The following is an 18,863-nucleotide window of genomic DNA, read 5'->3' as shown; positions in this document are numbered from 1 at the left end:
GGCTAGACCCAGGTGTCCAGCCACATCCGTGACCGCCACTGGTCTATGGGGATCGACGTGCCCGTGTACAGCGGCCAGAAGTAGATGAAGTTCCAGGTGATCAGCAGGACCAGGACGCCCGCGCTCGTCGCGCCGATGACACGGCGGCGTTCCGTGGAGCCGGGGGGGCCGAGGATCGCGCCGATCATCATCGCGAGGGCCAGGCACAGGAACGGCAGGAAGACCACCGCGTAGAAGAAGAAGATCGTGCGCTCCTGGTACTGGAACCAGGGCAGGTAGCCGGCCGCGATGCCGCAGGCGATGGCGCCCGCGCGCCAGTCGCGGCGGAACGCCCAGCGCCACAGCAGGTAGACGACCGCGAAGCAGGCGGCCCACCACAGGATCGGGGTGCCCAGCGCCAGTACCTCGCGGGCGCACTTGTCGCCCGCGTCGGCCGGGCAGCCGTCGTTGCCGGGCAGCGGCGACTCGTAGAAGTACGAGACCGGGCGGCCCAGGACGAGCCAGCTCCACGGGTTCGACTGGTAGGTGTGCGGCGACGAGAGGTGGACGTGGAAGTTGTACACCTCGTGCTCGTAGTGCCACAGGCTGCGCAGCCAGTCGGGCAGGAAGGTCCAGTTGCCGCCCTTGCCGTCGGTCACCGCCCAGTTGCGGAAGTAGCCGCCCTTGCCGTTGTCCGGCGAGAGGATCCAGCCGGTCCAGGAGACGAGGTACGTGACGATCGCCACCGGGACCGTCGCCAGGAACGCGAGGCCCGTGTCGTGCTTCAGGGTGGCGGCGTAAGGGCGCCGGGCACCCGCGACGCGGCGCGAGCCGACGTCCCACAGGACGGACATCAGACAGAACGCGGCGAGGACGTAGAGGCCGCTCCACTTGGTGCCGAGAGCCAGTCCCAGCATCAGGCCCGCCGTCCAGCGCCAGGGCCGCCAGCCGAGGCGGGTCGTCTCGGCGGTGTGCGCGTCCGGGCGGACGACCCCGTCCGCGTCGGCCGGCAACGCGGCCGCCAGCCGGGCTCTCGCCCGGTCCCGGTCCACGACCAGACAGCCGAAGGCCGCCAGGACGAAGAACATCAGCACACCGTCGAGGAGCGAGGTGCGGCTCATCACGAAGTGCAGCCCGTCCACCGCCATCAGCGTGCCCGCCAGACAGCCCAGGAAGGTCGAGCGGAACATCCGGCGCCCGATCCGGCACAGCAACAGCACCGACAGCGTGCCCAGCACCGCCGTCATGAAGCGCCAGCCGAACGGGTTGAACCCGAACATCCACTCGCCGATCCCGATGACGTACTTGCCGACCGGGGGATGGACGACATAGGCGGCGTCGGCGGGGATCGAGACGTGCCCGTTGTGCTGGAGGACCAGGTCGTTGGCGTTCTTGTCCCAGTTGACCTCGTACCCGCGGTGGATCAGCGCCCACGCGTCCTTGGCGTAGTACGTCTCGTCGAATATCACCGCCTTGGGACTGCCCAGGTTCCAGAACCGCATCAGCCCGGCGAGCAGCGTCACCAGAAGCGGTCCTCCCCACCCCGACCATCGCGTGAGGCGCTCGGCGACCTCGTGGCGCAGGCCGAACGCGGCCCAGATCCGTGGGCTCGGTTCGGCGTACGGCGGCACGAGCCGGTCGCGCACATCGGTTCTCGGCGGCGCCGTGTATCCGAAACGGCGCAGCCGCTGCTGCCACGACGGCTGCTGCGCTTCGGCGGCCTGGCCCTGCCGGGTGTCCGTGGAGGACGCGGTACTGGTCACCGCGCCATCGTAGGGAACAGGTCTGTGCGAGTCCCGTGCACGGGCCTTAATGGGTGGATGAGGCTGCCGCGGATCGCCCCTGCGAGGATGGATCCGTGACAGGAACCCTTGTTTTGGCAGGCACCCCGATCGGTGACACGGCCGACGCCCCGCCCCGGCTCGCCCAGGAACTGGAGAGCGCGGACGTCGTCGCCGCCGAGGACACCCGCAGGCTGCGCCGGCTCACCCAGGCGCTCGGGGTGCAGCCCACCGGGCGGGTCGTGTCGTACTTCGAGGGCAACGAGGCGGCCCGGACCCCGGAACTCGTCGAGGCGCTGGCGGGCGGCGCGCGGGTGCTGCTGGTGACCGACGCGGGCATGCCGTCGGTCTCCGACCCCGGCTACCGGCTGGTCGCGGCGGCCGTCGAGAAGGACATCAAGGTCACCGCCGTACCCGGTCCGTCCGCCGTGCTCACCGCGCTCGCGCTGTCCGGGCTGCCCGTCGACCGCTTCTGCTTCGAGGGATTCCTGCCGCGCAAGGCGGGGGAGCGGCTGTCGCGGCTGCGGGAGGTCGCCGACGAGCGCCGGACGATGGTCTATTTCGAGGCGCCGCACCGGCTCGACGACACCCTCGCCGCGATGGCCGAGGTCTTCGGGGACACCCGGCGGGCCGCCGTCTGCCGCGAGCTGACCAAGACGTACGAGGAGGTCAGGCGCGGGCCGCTGGGCGAGCTGGCCGCCTGGGCCGCCGAGGGTGTGCGCGGGGAGATCACCGTCGTCGTCGAGGGCGCGCCCGCGAAGGGCGCCGGGGAGCTGGACGCCGGAGAGCTCGTGCGCCGGGTGCGGGTGCGCGAGGAGGCGGGCGAACGCCGTAAGGAGGCCATCGCGGCGGTCGCGGCGGAAGCCGGAATTCCCAAGCGCGACGTCTTCGATGCGGTCGTCGCAGCAAAGAATGCGGCGCACACCGCCCCATAGAAGGGCAAAGGGCGGTCACCAAAAGCAAAGCTCGGACCGTGTTCCGAGTCCGTTCCGACAAGGAAAGGCCAAAACGGCTCCAACAGTCGACAGGCCGGATGCGTTCGAGCCCGGAGAAGCGTCCACTGGTCGAAGGGACGCACCGGTCCCCAGTCTTCGAAAAGGCCGGAGGGATTCAGGGGGAATCCTGTCGGCGAAGGCGCTTGTCCAGCGGACAAGAGGAGCACTGGCATGAGTGAGATCGCAGGACGGACCGGCCGTATCGATGGCCCGGTCACTGGGCAGCAGACGGGCCATCGCAGCGCGGCGACCGCCATCGTCAACGAGTCGTACTCCTTCGCCTGCATGCGCTGCGGGCACGGCTGGGAGCAGTCGTACGAGATAGAGCACCACCACGACGCCGAGGGCAGCGAGTTCGTGATGTACGTGGCGGAGGGCCGTGTCGTGCCGTCGCCGCTGAGCCGCCCCTCCTGCCAGAACTGCGACGGCCACGTGGTGCGCATCATGCGCGCCGGCCAGGTGTCCTCCGTCCAGAACTCCATGCACCGGACGCACCACCCGGACCGCCCGCTGCCGCGGCAGCCCGCGCAGGTGCGCGGCGAGGGCCCGGACGTGGACCTCGACCGGTCGGCGGCGGCGCCCGAGGAGCCGCACCACTGGCACCTCTCCGACCTGCTGCACCCCTTCCACCACCGCCGGGCGAGCTGACCCTCGCCGCCAGGGGCTGACGCTCACCGCAGTGCGAGCTGACCACTGAGTGCAGCGCGGGCTGACGCTCGGCCCCCGCTCGGGCGAGACCGGGCATGCCCCTTTCGTAGGATCGGGGCATGCCCTCCGACAAGACCGAAGCACCCCCGCTCCCCGAGCCGCTGCGGGTGCCCGTCGCCGACTCGCACACCCACCTCGACATGCAGTCCGGCACGGTCGAGGAAGGCCTCGCCAAGGCCGCGGCGGTCGGCGTGACGACGGTCGTCCAGGTCGGCTGCGACCTGAACGGCTCGCGCTGGGCGGCCGAGACCGCCGCCGCGTACGACGCCGTCCACGCGACCGTCGCACTGCACCCCAACGAAGCGCCCCGTATCGTGCACGGCGACCCCGACGGCTGGTCCCGCCAGGGCGCGCGGCGGCCCGGTGGCGACGACGCCCTCGACGAGGCCCTCGCCGAGATCGACCGCCTCGCCGCGCTCACGCAGGTCAAGGGCGTCGGCGAGACCGGACTCGACTACTTCCGCACGGGCCCCGAGGGCGAAGCCGCCCAGGAACGGTCCTTCCGCGCCCACATAGAGATCGCCAAGCGGCACGGAAAGGCGCTGGTCATCCACGACCGCGACGCCCACGCCGACGTGCTGCGCATCCTCAAGGAGGAGGGCGCTCCCGAGCGGACCGTCTTCCACTGCTACTCCGGCGACGCCGAGATGGCCGGGATCTGCGCCCGCGCGGGCTACTTCATGTCCTTCGCCGGCAACATGACCTTCAAGAACGCCCAGCCGCTGCGCGACGCGATCGCCGTGGCGCCCCTGGAACTGCTCCTCGTCGAGACCGACGCGCCCTTCCTGACGCCCGTGCCGTACCGCGGACGGCCCAACGCGCCGTATCTCATTCCGGTCACGGTCCGCGCCATGGCGGCCGTGCGCGGTATCGACGAGGACGTGCTGGCGACGGCGCTCTCGGCGAACACGGCACGCGCTTTCGATTACTGAGCGATAACGCTTGCAGGCGTTTTCCGGGGGCTCGGCGAGGGACAGTGTCGCGACACAGCGTAGCCGCGTTGCTTGGGAGAGTGACGACCGCTCCGCTAGGTTCTGGTCGCCCGATCCGGAGGACCCTGGAGCGTGTCGTCGTGAGCAACTCGCAGTACGAGACGTTTGGCCTGAGCGCAACGCCGTACGAGCCCTACGAGCCGAACAGGACCTACGAGTCCTACGCGCCGTATGAGCCGTACGAGAACCCCGAGTCGTACCGCGACGGCCACCCGGACGGTCCCGGCGGGCCGCCGGGCGGCTCCGGGGACCCGTACCGGCCCGCGTACGAGGCACTGGCCGACCGGACGACCCAGGTGTCCCGGGCCACCCTGCTGTCCCAGGCCCCCACGGAGCCCCAGCTGCCCCGCCAGGAGTACGTGCAGGGGCCCGTGGCCGCGCCGGCGGACGCGGGGGGCGCCGAGGGAACAGTGGCGGAACCCCGGGCCGGCGGCCGGGCGGAGGTGCGGCGAGCCTCCCGGCGTGCGCCCCGGCGCCGGGTGACCGCCGCACGCACCGATCCGCTGCGCCGGCTGCTCCCGCAGGCGCTGGTCGTCGCCTTCCTGGCCGGCGGCACCTCCGCCTTCGTCGCCAGTGACAAGGCCATCGAGCTGACCGTCGACGGGAAGCCGCGCACGCTGCACACCTTCGCGGACGACGTGAGCGAACTGCTCCGCGGCGAGGGCGTGCGGGTGGGCCCCCACGACGTCGTCGCGCCCGCCCCCGGCACCCCGTTGGCCAGCGGCGACGAGGTCGCGGTCCACTACGGGCGGCCCGTGCACCTCACGCTCGACGGGCAGCGTCGCAGGGTGTGGACGACGGCGGCCACCGTGGACGGGGCGCTGGAGCAGCTCGGGGTGCGGGCCGAGGGGGCGTACCTGTCGGCCTCGCGCTCCCGGCCCATCGGCCGGGGGGGCCTCGCGCTCGACGTCCGCACCGAGCGCACCGTGACGATCATGGCGGACGGCCGGGCGCGGACGATCCGGACGAACGCGGCGACCGTGGCGGAGGCCGTCGAGGAGGCCGGGATCACGCTGCGCAACCAGGACACGACGTCCGTGCCGGCCGGGAGCTTCCCGCGGGACGGCCAGACGGTCAGCGTGATGCGGATCACCGGGTCCAGGGAGATCCGCGAGGAGCCGATCCCCTTCGAGGTGACGCGGACGAACGATCCCTCGCTCTTCCGCGGCACGGAGGTCGTCGACCGGGCCGGTGAGCCGGGGACCCGGCGGGTCCTGTACCTGCTGCGGACCGTCAACGGGGTCAAGGAGCGGCCCCGGCGGATGGGGGCCGAGGTGGTGCGGGAACCGCGGGCACAGGTGGTGCGGGTCGGTACGAAGCCGCGGCCGGACTCCGTCCGGGGGGCCGACCATCTGAACTGGTCCGGCCTCGCGGCGTGCGAGTCCGGGGGACGGGCCGCCGCCGTGGACTCCTCCGGGACCTACGGAGGCCTCTACCAGTTCGACACCCACACCTGGCACAGCCTCGGCGGGTCGGGGCGGCCCCAGGACGCGCCCCCCAGGGAGCAGACCATGCGGGCGAAGAAGCTGTACGTGCGGCGGGGCGTGTCCCCGTGGCCCCACTGCGGGGCCCGCCTCCACGGCTGACCTCCGGCGTGCCTGTCCGGGAGCTCCGCCCCTGGCTCCCGTCCGGCCTGAGCGGCCTGGTCCTCCGTCGCGGGGCGGGCTGCAAGGATGCGGGGCGCGTCGTGCCCCTCAGGGGCGCGGGGAACCGCGCGAGCGGCCCCCACCCACCCGCACCCGAGGCACCGTGCGGTTCCCGCCCAGCGGCTCCGCCCCTGGCCCCCGTCCGGCCTGAGCGGCCTCGTCCTCCATCGCCGGGCGGGCTGAAGACACCGCCCCGCGCCCCTTGTTTTCAAGGGGCGCGGGGAACCGCGCGACCGGCCCCCACCCACCCGCACCGCCCCCGAAGCCGCCCGCAGGGCCCGGTGGAGTCGGCCGGGGCCGTCGCCCCCGTACCCTGGCTGCGTGAACAGCCCCACCCCCGACGCCCTCCTGGGCCCCGCCGAGGTCCGCGAACTCGCGGGCGCGCTCGGCGTGCGGCCCACCAAGCAGCGCGGCCAGAACTTTGTGATCGACGCCAACACCGTGCGCCGTATCGTGCGCACCGCGGGCGTCCGGGAGGACGACGTGGTCGTCGAGGTGGGCCCCGGCCTCGGCTCGCTGACCCTCGCGCTGCTGGAGGCGGCCGACCGGGTGGTCGCCGTCGAGATCGACGACGTCCTCGCGGGCGCGCTCCCCGCGACCGTCACGGCCCGCATGCCGGCCCGCGCCGACCGGTTCGCGCTCGTGCACTCCGACGCCATGCAGGTGACCGCGCTCCCGGGCCCCGCGCCCACCGCGCTCGTCGCCAACCTCCCGTACAACGTCGCCGTACCCGTGCTGCTGCACATGCTCGACACCTTCCCCACCATCGAGCGCACGCTCGTCATGGTGCAGGCGGAGGTCGCCGACCGGCTCGCCGCCGACCCGGGTTCGAAGGTGTACGGCGTGCCGAGCGTCAAGGCCAACTGGTACGCCGACGTGAAGCGGGCCGGCTCGATCGGCCGCAACGTCTTCTGGCCCGCCCCGAACGTCGACAGCGGCCTCGTGTCCCTCACCCGGCGCGCCGAGCCCGTGGCGACCACCGCCTCCAAGCGGGAGGTCTTCGCCGTCGTGGATGCCGCCTTCGCCCAGCGCCGCAAGACGCTGCGCGCCGCCCTGGCCGGCTGGGCGGGATCCCCCGTCGCGGCCGAGGCCGCGCTCGTCGCCGCCGGGGTCTCCCCGCAGGCCCGCGGCGAGTCCCTCACCGTCGAGGAGTTCGCCCGCATCGCGGAGAACCGTGTCGCCGGGAACACCGTCGAGAACAAGGAGTCGGTCCAGCCGTGACGCAGACGGTGACGGTACGCGTCCCTGCCAAGGTCAACGTCCAGCTCGCCGTCGGCGGCGCCCGCCCCGACGGCTTCCACGACCTGGCCAACGTGTTTCTCGCGGTCGGCCTGTACGACGAGGTCACGGTGACGCCGGCGGACGAGCTGCGCGTCACCTGCTCGGGCCCCGACGCCGACCAGGTCCCCCTGGACCGTACGAACCTCGCGGCCCGCGCCGCCCTCGAACTCGCCCGCCGCCAACGCATCGAACCCGCCGTCCACCTCCACATCGCCAAGGACATCCCCGTCGCGGGCGGCATGGCGGGCGGCAGCGCCGACGGCGCCGGCGCGCTGCTCGCCTGCGACACCCTGTGGGGAACCGGCACCTCGCGCCAAGAACTCCTCGACATCTGCGCCGAGTTGGGCAGCGATGTGCCGTTCAGCCTGGTCGGCGGGGCGGCGCTCGGAATCGGACGCGGCGAACGCCTGCGCACGCTGGAGGTCGGCGGGACCTTCCACTGGGTCTTCGCCATCGCCGAGCGCGGGCTGTCGACCCCGGCGGTCTTCCGGGAGTTCGACCGGCTGAACGAAGGGGTGCGGATTCCCGAACCGGTCGCCTCGCAGGACCTGTTCGACGCCCTGGCGAAGGGCGACGCAGCCGCCCTCGCGGCCACGGTCTCCAACGACCTCCAGCCCGCCGCCCTCTCCCTCTTCCCGGCCCTCGCCGACGCCCTGGCCGCGGGCAGCGCCTCCGGCGCCCTCGCCGCGCTCGTCTCCGGCTCGGGGCCGACCACCGCCTTCCTCGCGGCCGACGCCGAGTCCGCGCGGACGGTGGCCGGGGCGCTGCGCGCTTCCGGAACCTGCCGGACGGTGAGGGTCACCGACGGCCCCGCACCGGGCGCCACCGTCGTGTGACCCCTCGGACCGCCCGTACTCAGAGGCGAGTTGAGTACGGGCGCGCTGATGCCGGGCGGCCCCGCGGCGCGACCGTACCCGTATGGCATCAAGCGCTCGTGACCTCGCCGCGGCCACTCCCGCCGCGCGCGACAAGTACATCGACCTGCTACGGGTCGCCTCGCTCGGCACGGTGGTGCTGGGGCACTGGCTCATGGCCGCCGTCTCCGTGGGCGACGACGGGCTGGCCGAGGTCGGCAACCTGCTCGCCGTGCAGCCCAGGCTGCAGCTGCTCACCTGGGTGTTCCAGGTCATGCCCGTCTTCTTCTTCGTCGGCGGGTTCTCGCACGCGCTGTCGTACCGCTCGCTGCGGCGCCGGGCGGAACGGGAGGGCACGGAGGGGTCGCTCTACGCCGTCTTCCTGCGGGCCCGGCTCCAGCGGCTGCTGCGGCCGACCATGGTGTTCATCGGGGTGTGGGGGTCGGCGGCCCTCGTGCTGCAGCTCGCCGGTGAGGGAGGCGGGCTGCTGGACGTCTCCCTGCGTCTGGTCGCCCAGCCGCTGTGGTTCATAGGGATCTATCTGGCGATGGTGGCCTTCACCCCGCCGCTGCTCCGGCTCCACGCGCGATGGGGGTGGGGCACGTTCGGCGGGCTCGTCGCGGCGGCCGGCTGTGTGGACGTCCTCCGGTTCGGCTTCGGTGTCCCGTACGTCGGGTTCCTCAACTTCGCCTTCGTCTGGCTCGCGGTCCATCAGCTCGGATTCCTGTGCGCGGACGGGAGACTGCGGCGGCCGTACGTCCTCGCGGTCGCCGGGCTCGCCGGGGCGGTGCTCCTGGTCACCTGCGGGCCCTATCCGCTCTCCATGGTCGGCATGCCCGGCGAGAGGATCTCGAACATGGCACCGCCGACCTTCGCGCTGCTGTGCCACGGGCTGTGGCTGGTCGGCGGGGTGGAGCTGTTGCGCGGGGCGGCGGGGCGGTGGCTGCGCAGGCCGAGGGTGTGGCGGGCGGTCGTCGCGGCCAACGGTGTCTCCATGACCGCGTTCCTGTGGCATCTCACCGCGATGCTCGGGGTGTACGGGTTGCTGCTGGGGCTGGGGGTACGGCTGCCGGAGCCGGCCACGGGGGAGTGGTGGGCACAGGTGCCGGTGCGGGGGGTGACGGCCGGGGTGGTGACCGCGGGGCTCGTCGCCGTGTTCCGGGGCTTCGAGCGGGCCACCGCCGTGAAGGGGGTGCGCGGGGTGTCCGGGGGCGCGCGGGTGGCTGCCGCCGTGGGGGTGGGCCTGTGCCTCTTCGGCATCCTCGGATTGTCGCTGGTCGGCTTCGGGGGGCTTCTGGACGGGCGTACGGCGGTGTTGGTGGCCGTGCGGGTGACGGCGCCGGGAGCTGTCGCGATGACGTTGGTGGGGTGGTTGCTGGTGGAGCGCACGGCCCGCACGGCCCGCACGGCCCGCACGTGAACGCGGTGTCTTCCGCCCGCCGCACCTACGTCCTCGAACGCCGGACGGGCTGAAGCGCATGACCCCGGCGCCGGCCTCCCGGCGCGGGCCCGCACCCCCAGGGTCGGTGGTGGATCGGGTGACGGGTCGGCCGGACTACTCTTGAGGGTCGATCGTCCCCCTTGGCAGGAGAGAAATGGCCGTCAACCTGGTCAATGTCGAGTCCGTCAGCAAGGTGTACGGCACCCGTGCCCTGCTCGACGGAGTCTCCCTCGGCGTCAGCGAGGGCGACCGGATCGGTGTGGTCGGGCGGAACGGCGACGGCAAGACCACCCTCATCCGCATGCTCGCCAAGCTGGAGGAGGCCGACACCGGACGCGTCACGCACTCCGGCGGCCTGCACCTGGGTGTGCTGACCCAGCACGACTCGCTCGACCCCACGGCCACCGTCCGCCACGAGGTCATCCGTGACCTGGCCGACCACGAGTGGGCGGGGAACTCCAAGATCCGGGACGTGCTGACCGGACTCTTCGGCGGACTGGACCTGCCCGGATTCCCGCAGGGACTGGACACCGTCATCGGCCCCCTCTCCGGAGGCGAGCGCCGGCGTATCGCCCTCGCCAAGCTGCTCATCGAGGAGCAGGACCTGATCATCCTCGACGAGCCCACCAACCACCTGGACGTGGAGGGCATCGCCTGGCTCGCCCAGCACCTGCGGGAGCGCCGCTCCGCGCTGGTGTGCGTCACCCACGACCGGTGGTTCCTCGACCAGGTCTGCACCCGCATGTGGGACGTGCAGAAGGGCTCGGTGTACGAGTACGAGGGCGGCTATTCCGACTACGTCTTCGCACGGGCCGAGCGTGAGCGCATCGCCGCCACCGAGGAGGTCAAGCGGCAGAACCTGGTCCGCAAGGAGCTCGCCTGGCTGCGGCGCGGCGCCCCCGCCCGTACCTCCAAGCCCCGTTTCCGCGTCGAGGCCGCCAACGAGCTGATCGCGGACGTGCCGCCGCCCCGCGACAAGAGCGAGCTGATGAAGTTCGCCAGCTCCCGGCTCGGCAGGACCGTCTTCGACCTGGAGGACGTGACCGTACAGGCCGGACCCAAGGTGCTGCTCAAGCACCTGACCTGGCACCTCGGCCCCGGCGACCGGGTCGGGCTGGTGGGCGTGAACGGCGCAGGCAAGACCTCGCTGCTGCGCGCCATGGCCGAGGCCGCCCGCAGCGAGGGCGAGCGGCAGCCCGCCGCCGGCCGGATCGTCACCGGCAAGACCGTCAAGCTCGCCTACCTCTCCCAGGAGGTCGCCGAGCTCGACCCGACCTGGCGGGTGCTGCAGGCCGTCCAGGCGGTGCGTGACCGCGTCGACCTCGGCACGGGCCGCGAGCTGACGGCGGGGCAGCTGTGCGAGACGTTCGGCTTCAACAAGGAGAAGCAGTGGACGCCCGTCGGCGACCTGAGCGGTGGTGAGCGGCGGCGCCTCCAGCTGCTGCGGCTGCTCATGGACGAGCCCAACGTGCTCTTCCTCGACGAGCCGACCAACGACCTCGACATCGAGACGCTGACCCAGCTGGAGGATCTGCTCGACGGCTGGCCCGGCTCGATGGTCGTGATCTCCCACGACCGGTTCTTCATCGAGCGGACCACGGACAACGTGTTCGCCCTGCTCGGCGACGCCACGCTGCGCATGCTGCCGCGCGGGATCGACGAGTACCTGGAGCGACGCAGGCGGATCGAGGAGGTCGCCGCGGCCGCCGTACTCGCCGCCGCCCCGGCGCCCGCCAAGGCCGCCTCGGCCGCCGACGCGCGCGCCGCCAAGAAGGAACTGCAGAAGATCGAGCGGCAGCTGGACAAGATCTCCGAGAAGGAGACCAAACTGCACGCCCAAATCGCCGACAACGCCACGGACTTCGCGAAGGTCGCCAAACTCGACACCGAACTGCGCGAGTTGACCGGCGAGCGCGAGGAACTGGAGCTGCGCTGGCTGGAGCTCGCGGAAGACGCCTGAGCCTCGGGCGGGCGGCGCGCACGTCCCGTGAAGGGGGCGTGAAGGCGCGTAACGAGGGCATCACGGGCCGGTCCTCCCTTGGGAACAGGGGAACGATCGGCCCCCTGTACGAGGCGCGCGGAGTGATAGAAAGGGCCGTCTGAGAACAGTCTGAGAACCACCGGCGTGACGCGAGACGGAGGTGCGGTCGAGACCCGTGCGGGGTCGGGCCGCCGACGCCGCCGGTGGGGCGCCACATCAGTGAATGAGGGGGACGCGCTGATGAGTCAGCCGCCGAACGAGCCGCCGCAGGGCGGCTTCGGAGCACCGCAGGACCAGCCACCGGCGCAGGGCGGCTTCGGGCCGCCCCAGGATCCCCGGCAGGCGACGCCGCCGCCGCCCGCGCAGCCGCCGCAGGCGCCCCCGCCTCCGCAGGCCCCGCCGGCCGGACCGCCGCAGCCGGGCTACGGCTACCCGCAGCAGTCCGGCCCGTACGCGCAGCCGGGCCCCTACGGACAGCCCGGCCCGTACGCCCAGCAGCCGGGCCCCTACGGACAGCCCGCTGCGTACGGCCAGCAGCCCGGATACGGGCAGGCGCCCGGACAGGGCCAGGGATACGGGCCCGGCTACGGCTACCCCGGGCAGGTGCCGTATCCGGGCGCGCCCGGCACTCCGCCGCCCGGCATACCCGGCGGTTCCAGGAACCCCTTCAAGCGGCGGCCCGCCGTGATCATCGGGGCGGCCGTGGCCGCGCTGCTCGTCGTGGGCGGGACGGTGTGGGGCGTCAGCGGCGGCGGTGGTGGTGACGACGGGAAGAAGCCGGTCGCCGAGGACAGCAAGGGTGGCAAGGACGGCAAGGACACAGCGTCCCCGGCCCCGGCCAACCCGGGTGACGGCAGCGGCAACGGGGGCGAGGACCCGGAGAACCTCAACGACGGCCGGAAGGCCGGTGAGGCGAAGGTGCTCTGGTACAAGCAGGCGCCGGACGCGCCCGGTTCGGGCGCCGACGCCCCCGGCATGTGGATCACCGGCAAGTCCGCGGTGAAGGCCGCGTACAAGCAGGTGTTCGCGTACGACGTCGGTGACGGCAAGCCCACTTGGGCCCCGATCACGTTTCCGCAGAAGATCTGCGCGGTCACCCCGCACAAGACGTCCGACGACAAGGTCGTCGTGGCGTACATGAGCGGCGCGGGCGACAGCGCCAAGTGCAACCAGCTCCAGCAGATCGATCTCGTCACCGGAGCCAAGGGCTGGAGCGGGAAGGTCGCCGACGGCGCGCTCTTCGACAGCACGCTCAACGTCGAACTGTCCGTCACCGGGAAGACGTTGATGGTCGGCCGGTCGCAGTCCGGTACGGCGTACGACGTCACCAGCGGCAAGAAGCTCTGGGACAAGAAGAACTACGGCCAGGCCTGCTATCCGGCCGCGTTCGCGGGCGGCGCCAAACTGCTGTCGGTCGCGTCCTGCGGAGCCGGCAGCCCCACCCAGCACGACGAGGTGCAGGAGCTGGACCCGGCCACCGGCAAGGCCAGGTGGACCACGAAGATCCCCAAGGGCTGGCGGGTCGTGCGCGCCTACTCCGTCGACCCCGTCGTCCTCTACATGACCAACGACGACAAGAAGACGGTCAACATCACCGCCCTGAAGGACAACGGAGGCGTCCGTTCGCAGCTGTCGAGCAAGGACTCCTTCGCGCCCGAGTGCGGTTTCGCCATCATCGACCGGGATCTGCCGGGCTGTTTCGGCGCCGTCGCCGACGCGAACACCCTCTACCTGCCGACCGAGGCGAAGACCGGCGCCAACGAGGTCGTCGCGTTCAACCTGGCGACCGGCAAGGAGAAGTGGCGCGTCAAGTCCCCGGCGGACGAGTCGATGATGCCGCTGAAGATGGACGGCACCCGGCTGATCGCGTACGTCGAGCCGTCGTACGACGCCGGCGGGCAGGTCGTGTCGATACCGACCACGGGCAGTGGTCACACACCGGCGAAGCTGCTGCAGAACCCGCAGGGCACGGCGTCGATCGAGAACGGGTTCTTCTCGAAGGCGGTCGACTACGTGGACGGGCGCTTCTACATCTCCACCACCCGGCTGACGGGCAATGACCAGTCGAGGGAGAAGCTGATGCTGGCCTACGGCAAGTGAGGCGCGCTCACGCCGCCTTCGGCACCTCCTCCGTCCACGTCCCCAACGCATCCGTATCCGAGGTACACACGCCATGAGCCAGCCGCCGCCCCCGCCTCCGCCCAACGAGCCCCCGAAGGACGGGTTCGGCGCGCCCCAGGACCCGCCGCCGGGCGGTTTCGGCGCGCCCCAGGACCCGCCGCCGGGCGGTTTCGGCGCGCCCCAGGACCCGCCGCCCGGTGGGTTCGGTGCCCCGCAGGCACCGCCGTCCGGCGGTTTCGGTGCCCCGCAGCCTCCGCAGGGACCCGGTTACGGATACCCGCAGACACCCCCGCCCCCACCCCAGCCGGGCTACGGCTATCCGGGCCAGCAGCCCGCGCAGCCGCCGTACGGCTACGGCTATCCGCAGCAGCCGCCGACCTACCCCATGCAGCCGCAGGCTCCCCAGGGCGGCGGCGGGCGGAAGATGAGCAGCCAGGCGGTCATCATCGTGGCGGCCGTCGTGGCCGTCGCCCTGATCATCGGCGGTGGTGTGCTGTACGCGACCTCCTCCGGCAAGGACGACAGCAAGAACAACTCCTCCGGTACGGGCGGCGCCACCGGCGGCAAGAAGGACAAGGGCGGTACGGGCGGCGGCGGGACCACCGGTTCGAACGGTGAGGAGAAGGTGCCGGCCGACACCAGCTCCAAGGTCCTCTTCCAGGTCCCCGCGCCGTCCGTGGCCGCCGGGAGCAGCGTGACCACCGTCGGCTCCTGGCTCACCGACAAGGTGTACGCCAAGAGCGGCAACGCCGAGGTCGACGGCTACGACCCCGACTCCGGCGCCAAGTTGTGGACGATCAAGCTCCCCGGCCCGGTGTGCACGGCCAGCCGGCACGCCACCGGCTCCGACCGGACCGCGATCGTCTACGAGCCCGCCATGCCGACCAAGGCCCAGCCCTCGCACGGCTGCAGCGAGGTCGCCGCGCTCGACCTCGGCGCCGGCAAGGAGCTGTGGTCCAAGTCCGTCAAGTCCGGCGACCAGAAGATCAGCCTGGACAACGTCACCGTCAGCGGCGACACGGTCGCCACCGGCAGCACCAGCGGCGGCGCCGCGTTCGACATCTCCACCGGCAAGGCGCTCTGGTCGCCGAAGCCCGCGGACAGCTGCTACGACGCCGGGTACGCCGGCGGCGACAAGCTGGTCGCGGTCCGCAAGTGCGGTGCGTACGGCAGCGCGCGTCAGCTGCACATCCAGACCATCGACCCGAAGTCCGGGAAGGTGATCTCCGAGTACAAGATGTCGCCCGGCATCGAGTACGCGAGTGTCGTGTCGACCGACCCCCTCGTGGTCGCCGCGGATGTCGGCGACACCGCCGGGGACGGCAGCGGCATCTCCGACTTCTTCTCGATCGACAACAGGACCGGCCGGCTGCGGACCAGGATCTCCGCGCCCGGCAAGACGTACGCGGCCAAGTGCGACGGCATCAGCAGGACCGAGGCGTGCACGATGCTGGCGGTCGGCAACGACAAGCTCTACATCCCGACCGAGGAACACGACGGCAGCGGCCAGTACAGCCAGACCAACGAGATCGTCGCCTTCGACCTCGGCACCGGGAAGCAGACCGGCCAGCGCGCCAACGCGGGCGACGGCTACACGATCTCCCCGCTGCGCATGGACGGTGCCAACATCCTGGCGTACAAGCGGCCGCCGTACGACAAGGGCGGCCAGATCGTCAGCATCGACGGCACCACCTTCAAGGAGACCAAGCTCCTGGAGAACCCGGCGACCCAGTCGGTCCGCGACGCGGAGACGAGCATGCTCCCGGACTACGCGGAGATCCTCTACGGCGGCGGTCGTCTCTACATGTCCGCGGTCTACGCCCACAAGCCGGCCGGCACGGACGAGAAGGAGTATCTGGCGATCGCGTTCGGCGCGCACTGACCGGCACGACGTGATCTCGGCCCCGTCCCTGCTCAGGGGCGGGGCCGTGCGGTTGCCCCTCATCATTCCCGAATGCGAGGAATTTCGGTATTCCGGGGCACTTCTCGCCGGTAGGGGAAGCGCAACGTCGAACAAGCGTGTAGCTTCCGGGGGATGGAGAGCCGGGGGGCTCCTAATCCACGGGGAACCAGTGGGGATGCTTGGGGGGACTGGGGGGTTGCTCGATGGGAGTGCGGCTCATGGTGGTCGACGACCACCGGCTGCTCGCCGAGGCGCTGGCCTCGGCGTTGAAGCTGCGCGGGCACCGGGTGCTCGCCGCGGCGGCGCCCGCCGCGGGAGCGGCGGAGCTGGTGATCACGAGGGCACCCGAGGTGTGCCTGATAGGTACGGCGACACCCGCCGAGCCGGGGATGTTCGACCCGGTGGTCAAGATCAAGCGGGAGCGTCCGCAAGTGGCGGTCCTGGTGCTGGGACCGGTGCCGAACCCGCGGGGCATCGCCGCCGCGTTCGCCGCGGGCGCCTCGGGATACGTACGCCATGACGAGCGCATAGAGGGCGTCGAGCGGGCGATCATGAAGGCGAGGGCGGGCGAGGCGGCGGTGGCACCCGGCCTGCTCCAGGGCGCCTTCAGTGAACTGCTCAACCCCGCCGCCCAGCCGGACGACGAGGGCCAGCGCCTGCTCCAGATGCTGACGCCTCGGGAGGTCGAGGTGCTGGTCCGGGTCGCCGACGGCGAGGACACCCGGCTGATCGCGGCGGGGATGGGCATCGCGCCCTCCACGGCCCGGACCCATGTCCAGCGGGTGCTGATGAAGCTGGGCGTGGGGTCGAGGCTGGAGGCGGCGGCACTGGCGGCACGGACGGGGCTGCTGGACCGGGCGGGGCCGGTGGCGACGTAGCCCCGGCCCGGGGCGGTGTCCCGGGCCCGGGTTCCCCACCGGTCCGGAGGCCGCCCGGCGAGGTGCCCTGAGACCGTAACGGGGCCGGGCCCCGGTCGGTGAGGTCCGGCCCCGTGCCGGGTGGTCGCCGCCCGGCTACTCGGCCGGCTCCTCCTCGCCGGAGGCCGGTGCTGGCGGTGCCAGCGGGCGCAGCCACAGCCAGGCCAGGAAGAAGAGGCCCAGGGCCAGCATGCCCAGGCCGGTCCAGAGGTTGATGTTGATGCCCTGCGTCTTGGCGCGGTCGGTGTCGGAGGCGGTCAGGCCGGCGACCGTGACGATGACGCCGTAGACGACGAACAGGCCGCCGATGATGCGGCGGATGTCGAAGAGACGGGCCGCGGTCGCGGAGTTCTTCTCCAGCTCCGTGACCTCGCGCTGGACGTCGCGGTCCGAGTAGTGGTCGGACATGGTTTCCTGGGCCTTTCTCTTCGGGGTGGGAGCGGACGCGAGAGCGGGATCAGAGCGAGAACGGGAGGTAGCAGGCCGCCGCCAGGATCAGCGCGCCCCAGCCCAGCAGGGCGGGCCTGCGGTACCAGGCGTCGTCGCCGGCGGCGGCCGGCTCGGCGGTGCCCGGTGAGCGGGTGCCGTAGACCAGGCCCTGGAGGTCCTCGGCGGGCTTGGGCGCGGTGAAGAGGGAGACCGCGACCATCACCACCGCGCCGGCCACGAAGCCCGCGATCGCCGACACGAAGTTCGCGCCCTGGTCGGAGGGGATGCCGATGATGCCCTGCTTGTAGATGACGAAGTAGTTGACCATCGCGGCGGTGGTGCCCGCCAGCAGGCCCCAGAAGCCCGACTTCACGGACGCCCGCTTCCAGAACATGCCGACGATGAAGACCACGAACATCGGCACGTTGAAGAAGGAGAAGAGCGTCTGGAGGTAGCTCATGATGTTGGAGAAGGACGACGCCAGGAAGGCCGTGCCGATCGACGCGAGGACGCCGATCACCGTGATCAGACGGCCGAAGCGGATGTAGTAGGCGTCCTCGCGGTCCTTGACCACGTACTTCGCCCAGATGTCGGTGGTGAACACGGTGTTGAAGGACGAGACGTTGGCAGCCATGCCCGCCATGAAGGCCGCGAGGAGACCGGTCACCGCGATGCCCAGCACGCCGTTGGGCAGCAGCTCCTGCATCAGGTACGGGATCGCGTCGTTGTACTGGAGGTCCGAGCCGCTCGTGCCGATCTTCGGGACCAGGACCGCCGCCACCAGCCCCGGGATCATCACCAGGAAGACGATGAAGATCTTCGGGTAGGCGGCGATGAGCGGGGTGCGCCGGGCCGCGCTCAGGTTCTTGGCCGACAGCGCGCGCTGCACCTCCGCGAAGTTCGTCGTCCAGTAGCCGAAGGAGAGCACGAAGCCGAGGCCGAGCACGATGGTGAGCCAGTTGGCGCCGAGCGGGTTGTCACTGCCGATGCCGGTGCCGCCCCACGCGGTGGTGAAGTGGCTGCCGTGGGACTTGTCGAGCGAGTCCGTCAGACCGTTCCAGCCGCCGACCCGGTGCAGGCCCAGCACCGCGATCGGGATCAGCGCGGCGAGGATGACGAAGAACTGCAGTACCTCGTTGTAGATCGCCGACGACAGCCCGCCGAGCGTGATGTACGCGAGGACGAAGAAGCCGGCGACCACGATCGCCACCCACTGCGGCCAGCCGAGCAGTGCCTCGACGACGATCGCGAGTGAGTAGAGGTTGACGCCGGCGATCAGGATGGCGGCGAAGGCGAACAGGATCGAACTCAGCAGGTGTGCCCATTTGTCGAAACGCAGCAGAAGGAACTCGGGAACCGAGCGGACCTTCGAGCCGTAGTAGAACGGCATCATCACCAGGCCGAGGAAGACCATGGCGGGGATGGCGCCGATCCAGTACCAGTGCACGGTGTAGACGCCGTACTGCGCACTGTTGGCGGCCATGCCCAGGATCTCGGTGGCGCCCAGGTTGGCCGAGATGAACGCGAGGCCGGTGACCCAGGCGGGCAGCGAGCGCCCGGAGAGGAAGAAGTCGAGGCTCGTCCTGACCGAGCGCTTCGCGGCGAAGCCGATGCCGAGGACGACGACGAAGTAGATCCCGAGGATCGTGTAGTCGAGCCCGTTGGTGGGGAGCCGGAGCCCTTCGGCCAGGTGGGCGGTGGGGCCGGAGGCCAGGTGGCCGGAAGCCGGCTGGACGGCCCCGTCGGCCAGGTAGGTGGGGGTAGGCATGCCGGTATCTATGCCCCGTGCGCCCCAGGGGCCGCCCAAGCTTCACAGACACCCCCCAAACCCGCAC

At 71.6% G+C, this 18,863-nt stretch carries 14 protein-coding genes; 11 read left to right on the top strand and 3 right to left on the bottom strand.

The window, feature by feature from the left end; all coding sequences use genetic code 11:
* Nucleotides 1-2 precede the first annotated feature (2 nt).
* Nucleotides 3-1,742 carry a dolichyl-phosphate-mannose--protein mannosyltransferase gene (locus tag OHB41_RS20490; RefSeq protein ID WP_266699673.1) on the bottom strand — a complete coding sequence of 580 codons (1,740 nt, stop codon included), beginning with the start codon at nucleotides 1,740-1,742 and terminating at the stop codon, nucleotides 3-5.
* 95 nt (nucleotides 1,743-1,837) lie between these two features.
* Between OHB41_RS20490 and rsmI the strand changes: the two genes are divergently transcribed.
* From rsmI to OHB41_RS20435, 11 genes are all read left to right on the top strand, one after another.
* Complete coding sequence (gene rsmI / locus OHB41_RS20485; RefSeq protein ID WP_266699672.1) at nucleotides 1,838-2,695, top strand: 16S rRNA (cytidine(1402)-2'-O)-methyltransferase; 858 nt, start codon at nucleotides 1,838-1,840, stop codon at nucleotides 2,693-2,695.
* A gap of 231 nt (nucleotides 2,696-2,926) precedes the next feature.
* Nucleotides 2,927-3,403: a hypothetical protein gene (locus OHB41_RS20480; protein WP_266699671.1), complete on the top strand. Its 477-nt coding sequence runs from the start codon at nucleotides 2,927-2,929 to the stop codon at nucleotides 3,401-3,403.
* A 119-nt stretch (nucleotides 3,404-3,522) separates the two neighbouring features.
* Nucleotides 3,523-4,395, top strand: a complete 873-nt coding sequence (locus OHB41_RS20475) for a TatD family hydrolase (RefSeq protein ID WP_266699670.1) — start codon at nucleotides 3,523-3,525, stop codon at nucleotides 4,393-4,395.
* Between the two features lie 140 nt (nucleotides 4,396-4,535).
* A complete protein-coding gene (locus OHB41_RS20470; protein WP_323138386.1) occupies nucleotides 4,536-6,041 on the top strand; it encodes a resuscitation-promoting factor in 1,506 nt (501 codons plus the stop codon).
* A gap of 381 nt (nucleotides 6,042-6,422) precedes the next feature.
* Nucleotides 6,423-7,322 (top strand): 16S rRNA (adenine(1518)-N(6)/adenine(1519)-N(6))-dimethyltransferase RsmA, encoded by a 900-nt coding sequence (gene rsmA, locus OHB41_RS20465; RefSeq protein WP_266699669.1) that lies wholly within the window; start codon nucleotides 6,423-6,425, stop codon nucleotides 7,320-7,322.
* On the top strand, nucleotides 7,319-8,218 hold the full coding sequence (locus tag OHB41_RS20460) for a 4-(cytidine 5'-diphospho)-2-C-methyl-D-erythritol kinase (RefSeq protein ID WP_266699668.1): 900 nt from the start codon (nucleotides 7,319-7,321) through the stop codon (nucleotides 8,216-8,218). Before rsmA ends, OHB41_RS20460 begins: the two co-directional genes overlap by 4 nt.
* Before the next feature lie 82 nt (nucleotides 8,219-8,300).
* Entirely contained in the window at nucleotides 8,301-9,656 is a 1,356-nt protein-coding gene (locus OHB41_RS20455; RefSeq protein ID WP_266699667.1) for an acyltransferase family protein, read from the top strand.
* A gap of 175 nt (nucleotides 9,657-9,831) precedes the next feature.
* Nucleotides 9,832-11,637 carry an ABC-F family ATP-binding cassette domain-containing protein gene (locus OHB41_RS20450; protein WP_266699666.1) on the top strand — a complete coding sequence of 602 codons (1,806 nt, stop codon included), beginning with the start codon at nucleotides 9,832-9,834 and terminating at the stop codon, nucleotides 11,635-11,637.
* Nucleotides 11,638-11,898: 261 nt separating this feature from the next.
* Nucleotides 11,899-13,758: a BamB-related PQQ repeat family beta-propellar protein gene (locus OHB41_RS20445; RefSeq protein WP_266699665.1), complete on the top strand. Its 1,860-nt coding sequence runs from the start codon at nucleotides 11,899-11,901 to the stop codon at nucleotides 13,756-13,758.
* Between the two features lie 73 nt (nucleotides 13,759-13,831).
* The gene (locus OHB41_RS20440) at nucleotides 13,832-15,661 is read left to right on the top strand and encodes a BamB-related PQQ repeat family beta-propellar protein (RefSeq protein ID WP_266699664.1); all 1,830 of its coding nucleotides are present in this window, start codon (nucleotides 13,832-13,834) and stop codon (nucleotides 15,659-15,661) included.
* 224 nt (nucleotides 15,662-15,885) lie between these two features.
* Nucleotides 15,886-16,560 (top strand): helix-turn-helix transcriptional regulator, encoded by a 675-nt coding sequence (locus OHB41_RS20435; RefSeq protein ID WP_153290122.1) that lies wholly within the window; start codon nucleotides 15,886-15,888, stop codon nucleotides 16,558-16,560.
* Nucleotides 16,561-16,695: 135 nt separating this feature from the next.
* On the opposite strand, the gene OHB41_RS20430 is transcribed toward OHB41_RS20435, so the two are convergent.
* Both OHB41_RS20430 and OHB41_RS20425 read right to left on the bottom strand, forming a co-directional pair.
* Nucleotides 16,696-17,007, bottom strand: a complete 312-nt coding sequence (locus OHB41_RS20430) for a hypothetical protein (protein WP_266699663.1) — start codon at nucleotides 17,005-17,007, stop codon at nucleotides 16,696-16,698.
* Between the two features lie 49 nt (nucleotides 17,008-17,056).
* A complete protein-coding gene (locus OHB41_RS20425; RefSeq protein ID WP_266699662.1) occupies nucleotides 17,057-18,796 on the bottom strand; it encodes a sodium:solute symporter family protein in 1,740 nt (579 codons plus the stop codon).
* Between the last annotated feature and the right edge of the window lie 67 nt (nucleotides 18,797-18,863).

This window comes from Streptomyces sp. NBC_01571 (genome assembly GCF_026339875.1).
Taxonomy (GTDB): domain Bacteria; phylum Actinomycetota; class Actinomycetes; order Streptomycetales; family Streptomycetaceae; genus Streptomyces.
Note: the sequence above shows the minus strand (reverse complement) of the source record. Positions and strands in the feature narration are given on the sequence as shown.

Coding starts and splice junctions, on each gene's coding strand:
- OHB41_RS20480 (WP_266699671.1), top strand. CDS start 2,927: ATGAGTGAGATCGCAGGACGGACCGGCCGTATCGATGGCCCGGTCACT.
- OHB41_RS20475 (WP_266699670.1), top strand. CDS start 3,523: ATGCCCTCCGACAAGACCGAAGCACCCCCGCTCCCCGAGCCGCTGCGG.
- OHB41_RS20455 (WP_266699667.1), top strand. CDS start 8,301: ATGGCATCAAGCGCTCGTGACCTCGCCGCGGCCACTCCCGCCGCGCGC.
- OHB41_RS20450 (WP_266699666.1), top strand. CDS start 9,832: ATGGCCGTCAACCTGGTCAATGTCGAGTCCGTCAGCAAGGTGTACGGC.
- OHB41_RS20445 (WP_266699665.1), top strand. CDS start 11,899: ATGAGTCAGCCGCCGAACGAGCCGCCGCAGGGCGGCTTCGGAGCACCG.
- OHB41_RS20440 (WP_266699664.1), top strand. CDS start 13,832: ATGAGCCAGCCGCCGCCCCCGCCTCCGCCCAACGAGCCCCCGAAGGAC.
- OHB41_RS20435 (WP_153290122.1), top strand. CDS start 15,886: ATGGGAGTGCGGCTCATGGTGGTCGACGACCACCGGCTGCTCGCCGAG.
- OHB41_RS20430 (WP_266699663.1), bottom strand. CDS start 17,007: ATGTCCGACCACTACTCGGACCGCGACGTCCAGCGCGAGGTCACGGAG.
- OHB41_RS20425 (WP_266699662.1), bottom strand. CDS start 18,796: ATGCCTACCCCCACCTACCTGGCCGACGGGGCCGTCCAGCCGGCTTCC.